This is a genomic window from Syntrophorhabdaceae bacterium (assembly GCA_035541755.1).
In the GTDB taxonomy this organism is placed as follows: Bacteria; Desulfobacterota; Syntrophorhabdia; order Syntrophorhabdales; family Syntrophorhabdaceae; genus PNOF01.
In genome coordinates this window covers 1-8,543 of record DATKMQ010000039.1, presented here as the reverse complement: position 1 = coordinate 8,543, position 8,543 = coordinate 1, and the positions used below count along the sequence as shown (strand labels likewise).

Sequence of the window (8,543 nt, the reverse complement as noted above, 5' to 3'; positions counted from 1 at the left end):
AGACTGATGCGAACAAGGATATCATCAGATCCATTGTGACAGAACGTCGTTCCCGGTTTCTTTCCACGGACTTCATCTTGTAAGCAGAATGTTCCTTGTGGGATCGGGAAACGGAGGTGATAGCGCACAGCCATGGGGCTGCGGGCAGACCATCGCACCGCCTCGTTTCGCGCAGAAATGTGGAACTTTCTGGTAATCCCAGTCGGTTAGATCGAGCTCTTGTAGTGATGAGTGAGAAAAAGGCTTCGTGCTCGCGTGCTTACCCGAACCCGGTACTGTGCGTGCCATGTTCCTTGCCAGCCTTCATCAGTTCGCAAGAGTCTGATGGGCTGAGACTTCTGCTGTTCTTGCAGAAAATGTTTGGTCATTTCTGAGATGCCTTTTCACTCTCTTCAAAAAAGGGAGCCGGTTGACCGTGAATTGGTAATGTTTGCGTCTCCGGGCCGATCAACCCTCTTCATTTCTTTTAAATCGCAAATGATTTTTAAACTTGCCGTACGGCGAGATTATTTCTCGATAAAAGAAAGGTGCGAACTATTTCGTATTCTAAATCTTCATGTCAGGCTTTTGCTTTGTCGAAACAATTGTGACAGAAAGTTTACTTGGTCCGAGACTTATAACCATAGCAGTTTCACTTCTTTCGGTAGACTTTCACCGCAGGAGTAATGTCCTGGCCCGCACTTACCGCATCCAATGTCTTGGGATCAATAGACAGGAGTGTGTTGAAATGGGGACCGATCCGATTCAGCGGATTGGACTGACAGGTCCCCAAGCCATAATCCCCGCCGATACCCACCGCATCCGGGTGAAAGAGTTCCGACAGTCTGAGGCGGCCTTCAATCTTTCCGTATCTCGACTCTACAACTACGGTGTCTCCGTCTTTCAATTTTTTCTTCGAAGCCGTGGCGGGATTGATCAGTATTACCAACTCCCATGGATCTTTGGAATAAATCTCCGCTAGCCACGGGTTTCCCACAAGGTTGCTCGAGTCATTCGCAAGATAGGGAGTCTTCCAGTTTATCGCCCACAGGTCATATCCTTCTTCAAATCCTCTGGATTCTGAACTTTCGACCCAATGAGGAATCGGACGATAAAGATCGAACACATAGTCCATGTCATCGATCATGGGAAAGGAAATCTTCCGCTCTTCGAGGTTTGCCCTCAGACGGTCACCCACTTCCTTTAGGCCCATGAGGTAGAAAGGATGGCGGGTTTGATTGTCCGGGAAGTAGTAATAAAGATAAAATTCTTTTTTCTGCTTCCAGTAGTCGATGTGGCCTTTTTCGCGCAGCTCCTTGAGACCCTTGCCGCCGCTGTATGGCCAGCCCCGTACCTGACGATCAAAGATCTCCTCCAATGGGTATCTTCGGTTGAGATCGAGCTTCCACTCACCGTTCATGTTGAGGCCATCCTCTTTATCTACCCAGTCCAAGGAGTTATTCAGGCGATCATAGAGCCCGCCCTCACCGTAGAGGATGCCGAGACGTTCGGCAAGATCCATAAAGATGTCGTCCGCATTCTTTGTGTTGAAAAGGGTCGGCACCGGTTCTCTGAGCTGGATCATCTTCAATCCATTCACTTCATCATCGATCGATTGATGCTGAAGGTAGAAGGGCGCTGCGCGCAACCTCTCCAGAGCGCTGTGCTCGGGAAGAAGCACATCCGACATAATAGCCGGCTCATCCATGTGAAAGGCGATCGTGACCACAAATGAGAGCTTCTTGAACCCCTCAACATATTTTTGAGGTTCGGCATTATTCTTTATCGGATTGGCTCCAAGGTTGAGCCACGCATCCAATTTGTAGGGAATGTAGCATTTTTCAGGATGAAGGATTGAATTGAGCACCAGATGAGGAGACACGTGGCTGTGAGGGTAGAATTCCTTAAGATCGGCATGTTCCGGAGGAAACGTGAATGGCTTGGGTACGGCCTCGTAGCGTCGCTCCACGGTGCCGTCCTCAGTTGGACCCATTATAGGCCCGCGCACGCTGCAACTCAGGCACCCTCCCGGCACTTCGATATTCCCCACCAGCATGTTGATGATCTTACCCACAAGATCGGCGTACGTCCCTCCCCTGCGGTTCGTAACGTTGCGCTCCGCATTAAGCGATACGGGCCGGAACGGAAAAGTAAAACCATCAATCTCAATGGTGCTGCCGATGCGCGCGTGTTCGACGAATTCTCTGGCAATTCTTCTGATGGTCTTTGCCGCAACCGTAGATATCTCCTCAGCCCATTCGGGAGTATATTTTGCATACTCCGCCTTTACCAGTGTGAAACCGGTGCTGCAGGCCGCACCGTTTACCCTGAAAGAGCCTTCGAGGGCGATCTCTTTGAATTCCGCATTGTACGGTTTTGCCCGGTTCTCTATCGGATCCCACATCATGGGCTTGTTCGTATCGGAATCCCTCACGTACTCTCCCTTTTCATCAATCAGATAAGGAGCATTGGTGCGGTTCTTAAGGAACCAGACATCGAAAATCTTGATCTCGTGCAGCATGGCATGCGCCATGCCAAGGAGAAAGCCAAGCGCTGTCCCGGGGCGTAGAGGAACCCATTCTCCCTTGGACGCTTCATAAGAACTCCGCGGATCAACCACCACAAGCTTCATCCCACGCTCAATCGCTTTGGCGAAACGGCGCATGCCCGGGACCGCGCCAAAATTAGGCCCCAGGGAACGGCCGATGGTGATGTGGTATTGGCAATGTTCCAGATCGACGATAGCGACAGGATAGCCTGCGTGCACCAAACACGTCGCGTAATGGACTGTACAGAGTGCACCATGGGAGCCGGTCTCATTCGGCGTGCCGAAAGCTTCCCCGAAAGGTTTTCTGAGTATCGTGTCTCGCTGTCCCCATCCCTCGCAGATCACAAGCCCTCTCGGATCTTTTTCCCGTATTTCCTTGAGCTTTTCTGCTGTATAGTCCAGGGCTTCTTCCCAGGTGACCTCTTTCCATTTAGGGTCAACATCGAGACCTTTTTCGGGATTCGTTCGGACCATGGGAGCCTTGATCCGGTAAGGATTGTAAAGTGCCATGACCTCAGCGTTTCCCTTAGCGCACAACGTGCCCCAGTTCGGCGGCGCATCAGGATTGCCCTCCACCTTGACCACGATGCCGTCTTCCATGTGCACCAGTGTTGAGCAGTCTCCCTGCATACAGGCGCGGCAAAGGCCGAAGAGGGTTTTCTTCTCCCCCTGAGAGGCTGGATCGACCTTTTTCCATTTGTATGGCGATTGGTGGGACCACCCCTCCGGGAGCTTCATCTCTCTGAGCGCTTTCTCGTAGGCTGATTCTTTCTTGCCCATATCGGTTCTGTCTCCCTTTACTCGACGGCGATCCTGACCTTTTCCGGCCGATTCCGGCCAACATAACTGGCTGTTGATATTATGCCTAACATGACATAATATAGTCAACCGAACTTCTGACAAGAGCCTTAAGAGGATTGAATTATGCATGACGATGTTGTTTCGGGAAGATCGCCACTCTATGAGCCATTAGAGTGCGTTCTGGGAAAGCATCTATCGACCGAGGCGAGAAGATTTGTGTTGGAGCACTCTGGTTTTCTGACAAAGGTGGACTTCCGGGACATAGCCGACCACCCGAACCCTCGCCTACGTTCGGCGGAAGGATACCACGCAACTACCGGCACGCGCCATACCATATGGTTGAACAAGGGGAGCCGTGATTTTGAGGCGTTGATGATCCACGAAGTCATGCGCGGAATACTGATTGAGCGCGGATTCCCGAGAACACGCCCCATTGATTCGTACCCCTGTCTATCTGTGCGCTATCTAAGCTCACTGCTTGGGAGCAGCGTAACAGACCCAACCATAGCCAGCTGCCTGACAAAAGCTGGTTACAGCGTGTACAATCGGGAGATCCTGACGCGTCAGGCAATCGCCGAGGCATGGTTAGATGTGCCCGAGCGAATTCTCGAACGATATACGTTCCTCTTCTGCAAGTGGACACTGCTTACGGTGCTTCTGAAGCTGGACTCGACTCTGCAGGGCGAGACCGTGAGTCTCCTGTATTCGATCATTCGCAGGAAATTTGCCGAACCGTGGCAAGTGGGGGAGGAACTATCCACATCCATAATCAACAGAGGATTTACAGAACCACATTCAGCTTTGGCAGCATTGGTGCAGCTCCGTGAGGCCCTGAAGCTGGAAGATAGGATATCCGTCCTCGACGCCGGAGGCAAACGTCTCTAATAGTACTCTTAAGCAAGCTTAGAAAGGGCGTGAGTGTGGCCCGGTGCCAATGTCTTGTGCGCGAAAGGAGCGAAACCAGATGAAGAAAGTGGTAATGAAGGTTAACGGCCGTTCCCACCAGTTCATCGTTGAGCCGGATCGCGTGCTTCTCGATTTGTTGAGAGAAGACCTTCGGCTGACGGGAGCAAAGCAGTCCTGTGACCGCAAGGGCCAATGCGGCGCATGCACCGTGATAGTAAATGGTAAAGCAGTCAGGTCGTGTCTTCAAAAGGTAGCAAACCTCGACGGTGCCGATGTGATCACGGTGGAGGGTCTCGGAACACCCGACAATCCTCACCTGATTCAGGAAGCATTCGTTCTTTCGGGCGCAATTCAGTGCGGGTTCTGCACACCAGGCATGATTATGGCGACTAAGGCGCTCCTCGATAGCAATCCGAACCCGGACATAGATGCTATCAAAAGAGCTCTCCAGCATAATCTCTGCCGATGCACAGGGTATGCAAAAATCATCGATGCAGTGAAATTGGCCAGTCTCTTTATGCGCGGTGAATCCACACCTGATGCGGTCCGACCGGATCCGAACGGCCCCAAAATCGGCGTTTCACATCCGCGTCCTTCTTCAATGATCAAAGCCTGCGGCATGGCGCAGTTTTCTGCCGACATTCATTTGCAGGATGCGCTCGAGCTAGCAGTCGCTCACAGCACCGAGTACCATGCGAAGATACTATCCGTCGATACGTCCATGGCAACGATGATGCCAGGTGTCATCGGAGTAATGACGGCAAAAGACATAAAGGGCGACAACGGAATAAAACTGATGGTGGTGGCGGACCAAAACGTTCTTGCCGGGGAGAAGGTCCATTGCCTCGGTGATCCCATCGCGATAGTGGCGGCCCGGACGAGGGATCAAGCCCGTGCGGCAGCGGCAGCAGTAACAGTAAACTATCAAGCGCTTCCGGTCCTCAGGAGCCCGAAGGAGGCAATGGCACAAGGAGCGGTTCAGCTGCATTCTCAGTTACCGAATCTCTGTTTCAGACAACCGCAGATCAAGGGTGATGCAAAGAAAGCGTTGGCCGAAGCAGCACATGTGGTAGAGGCACATTTCTCCACGCAGCTGAATCACCAGGCACCTCTCGAGCCTGAAGTCAGTGTAGCCTACCTGGAGGGTGAGGGCGAAGACGCTCAACTCGTGGTAGTCGGACGCAGTATAAACATCCATGCGGATATGGCTATCCTTCAGACGGCTCTAGGCTACGAGAACATTCGCTATGAAGAGGCCTTCTCCGGAGGTCAGTTTGGACAGAAATCGGCAATGCTCTCGGAGGCAATTGCCGGAGCCGCAGCACTTCACTTCCAGAGTCCGGTACGCTATGTACCGAGCCTTACAGAATCGATGATGACTACCACGAAGCGCCATCCTTTTGATATGAACGTCAAGCTCGGGTGCGACAGGGAAGGGAAATTAACAGCTTTCGATATCGATTTCATAGTTGATAACGGCGCTTACATGAGTGCCGGGACTATCATCTGTCTGCGGGCGTTGCGCATGCTCTCGGGGTCTTACCATATTCCGAATGTAAACGCATTGGCCCGGCTCGTCTATACGAATAACCCTGCAGGCGGATCGGCACGCGGTGCGGGGCCGCCCCAGATCGCATTTGCTCTTGAGTGTGCGATAGACATGCTCGCAGAGCGCATCGGCATCGATCCGCTTGAGCTCAGGAAAATCAACTCTCTTGCGCCCGGTCAGAGTGTCTCGACCGGTCACGTGTACGAGCAGTGGCCATTTCCGGATCTGTGCGCTGCGATCGAGCCATCGTATGACAAAGCCAGAAAAGCCGCTGCAATTCAGAAGAACGGCACCATACGACGGGGGGTGGGCATAGCAGCGCATTCTTTCGGTATTATGGGCCCAGGGGATGTGGGCAGAGTCGCGGTAGAGCTTGATCCGGACGGAGGGCTTACAATCTTCTGTGCGGTTGCCGATCCCGGCGAGGGTAATGACTCGATGCTTACACAGATCGCATCGCACCTTACGGGTATAGCCATGAACAAGATTCGCTTGGTGACTCGCGACACAGATAATACGGTGGGTATGGGTCCGGCCGCAGCCAGCAGAATGACCTATGTCGCCGGTGGATCATTGATTCTCGCGATTGAGCAACTGAAACAGGCAATGGAGGAGACGGGTGCCCGCACGTGCGAAGAACTGAAAAAGGCCGGCAAGCTCACCAGATACATGGGGACAAAGAAAGCCCTGAAGGAAGGTGGGCTCGATCCTGAGACAGGGCTCGGTCCCTCATTTGAATCACGGGTCCACTCCATACAGATGGCCGAAGTTGAAGTCAATACGGAGAATGGCGAGGTACGCGTGCTTAAGGTGACGACCACAGTGGATGCGGGCACTGTGATTCATCCTCAGAACCTGGAAGGACAGCTCGAAGGTGGTGTGGATCAGGGCGTTGGCTATGCTCTCAAGGAAGAGTACATTCACGGTAAAACCGTTGATTACGTCACGTTCAAATTCCCAACCATAATGACAGCATTTGAGATGGAGTCGATTATCAGGGAGACACCGAGAATGAGGGGTCCTCTCGGAGCCACGGGCGTGGGAGAGATGACTATGGTGTGCACAGCGCCGGCAGTGATCAACGCGATATACGATGCATGTGGAGCGCGGATTTACGACTTGCCTGCAACACCGGAAAAGGTGAAAGCTGCATTGGCGAAACGAACGTAAAGTTCGCACCCAGGGAGGGAACCGGATAGCACCGGCAGGGTCTCAGTTTGCAACATGGTAGTAGATGAGAAGGATTCCCCTAGATGGGACGGGATCACACCTCGTTTGCTTGATGCGGGTGACGTCCAGCAGAAGGTAAGATGCCTTGGTGGAAAAGACGTTCTGGTGGACAAGGACGATTTTCTGTGGCGTCCAGAGGATTGGACCGAGGACCTAGCGAGGGCTCTCGCAAGGGAGTGCGGTATCGATACCTTGAACGATCTCCAGTGGCAGGTAATTCGTTTTCTTCGTGAGTACTTCTTCTATCACGGCCGTGCGCCTCTCAATCGTGACATTAAAGCAGCAGTGGGCATCAGCCTTATGGAACTCGAATGTCTCTTTCCGGGAGGCATCAGGCGAGGCGCCCGCTTAGTTGCGGGTCTGCCGAATCCCAGGACCTGTTCAGGATGAAAAATATATAAAGTCGATTCGCGTGCGTTCATGATCTACCTGGATAACGCGGCAACAACGTTTCCCAAACCGGCAGAGACTTTGAGGGCTGCGTTGGAGACATATATTCGGATGGGGGTTTCGCCAGGTCGCGGGAGCTACGATCTGGCGACCGAGGCAGAGGACCTTGTCACTACCACGAGAAAAAGATTGGCTGACTTTTTTGACGCGCCCGACCCGGAGAGGGTCATCTTTACGGGAAACGCAACAGACGCCCTGAATATAGCTCTCCAAGGCATGCTCACGTTTGGTGATCATGTGGTCTCATCGAGATTGGAGCACAACTCAGTGCTCCGGCCCCTGTACCACATGCGACAGAAAGGCGTCATCGACTATGATCTGGTCTCTTTCGATGACAACGGTTTTGTCCGGCCTGAAGAGATAGCTGCCGTCATAAAACCGAACACGGCTCTTGTGATCCTCACCCACGCCTCGAATGTTCTGGGAACGGTCCAGCCGATAGAAGAAGTTGGCTTGGTGTGTAAAGAACGGGGTATACCGCTGGTCGTGGACGCGGCTCAGACGGCTGGCACAATCCCTATCGACATGAAGTCATGGCACGTAGCTGCTCTCGCCTTCACCGGACACAAATCAATGCTCGCTCCCACCGGCATCGGTGGCCTCGTGCTTGACCGTGACGCACGGATTGAGCTGACCCGATTTGGCGGTACCGGCGTTGACTCCAGGAGTCTGCTTCATACAGAGACATACCCTCACCGGCTTGAATGCGGCACCCTCAACCTTCTTGGCATTATCGGGCTCTTGGAAAGCCTCACCTTCATCCAAAAGGAGCGCGTGGAATCGATACACTTACGGGAAATGGCCCTCCTCACGCGCCTCCGTGACGGCCTGCTCGGAATAAAAGGTGTGGAACTGTACTGCGCGGATGATCTTACCTGCCATGTCGCACTGCTCTGCGCCAACATACGAGGCCTGAATCCCGAAGATGCGGGCGATATCCTTGATGGTGACTACGGGATCGCGGTTCGCACTGGTCTCCATTGCGCTCCCCTTGTTCATGAGAGTCTCGGTACCTCTCCGCACGGAAGTATTCGTTTCAGCCTGGGCCCCTTTACCACAGAAGAGCACGTTGACAGAGCG

5 protein-coding genes are annotated in these 8,543 nt (G+C 53.1%); 4 read left to right on the top strand and 1 reads right to left on the bottom strand.

Annotation, left to right across the window (positions count from 1 at the left end; genetic code table 11):
• Positions 1-631 precede the first annotated feature (631 nt).
• Positions 632-3,307 (bottom strand): molybdopterin-dependent oxidoreductase, encoded by a 2,676-nt coding sequence (locus VMT62_03120; protein HVN95396.1) that lies wholly within the window; start codon positions 3,305-3,307, stop codon positions 632-634.
• A gap of 144 nt (positions 3,308-3,451) precedes the next feature.
• Between VMT62_03120 and VMT62_03115 the strand changes: the two genes are divergently transcribed.
• From VMT62_03115 to VMT62_03100, 4 genes are all read left to right on the top strand, one after another.
• The gene (locus VMT62_03115) at positions 3,452-4,213 is read left to right on the top strand and encodes a hypothetical protein (GenBank protein HVN95395.1); all 762 of its coding nucleotides are present in this window, start codon (positions 3,452-3,454) and stop codon (positions 4,211-4,213) included.
• 79 nt (positions 4,214-4,292) lie between these two features.
• Positions 4,293-6,953 carry a molybdopterin cofactor-binding domain-containing protein gene (locus VMT62_03110; GenBank protein ID HVN95394.1) on the top strand — a complete coding sequence of 887 codons (2,661 nt, stop codon included), beginning with the start codon at positions 4,293-4,295 and terminating at the stop codon, positions 6,951-6,953.
• Between the two features lie 54 nt (positions 6,954-7,007).
• A complete protein-coding gene (locus VMT62_03105) occupies positions 7,008-7,403 on the top strand; it encodes a TusE/DsrC/DsvC family sulfur relay protein (GenBank protein ID HVN95393.1) in 396 nt (131 codons plus the stop codon).
• A 30-nt stretch (positions 7,404-7,433) separates the two neighbouring features.
• A partial coding sequence (locus VMT62_03100) for an aminotransferase class V-fold PLP-dependent enzyme (GenBank protein ID HVN95392.1) occupies positions 7,434-8,543 on the top strand: 1,110 nt, incomplete at its 3' end.

What these genes read in the sequence shown, in the direction of transcription:
- VMT62_03120 (HVN95396.1), bottom strand. Translation starts at nt 3,307, where the DNA reads ATGGGCAAGAAAGAATCAGCCTACGAGAAAGCGCTCAGAGAGATGAAG.
- VMT62_03115 (HVN95395.1), top strand. Translation starts at nt 3,452, where the DNA reads ATGCATGACGATGTTGTTTCGGGAAGATCGCCACTCTATGAGCCATTA.
- VMT62_03110 (HVN95394.1), top strand. Translation starts at nt 4,293, where the DNA reads ATGAAGAAAGTGGTAATGAAGGTTAACGGCCGTTCCCACCAGTTCATC.
- VMT62_03105 (HVN95393.1), top strand. Translation starts at nt 7,008, where the DNA reads ATGGTAGTAGATGAGAAGGATTCCCCTAGATGGGACGGGATCACACCT.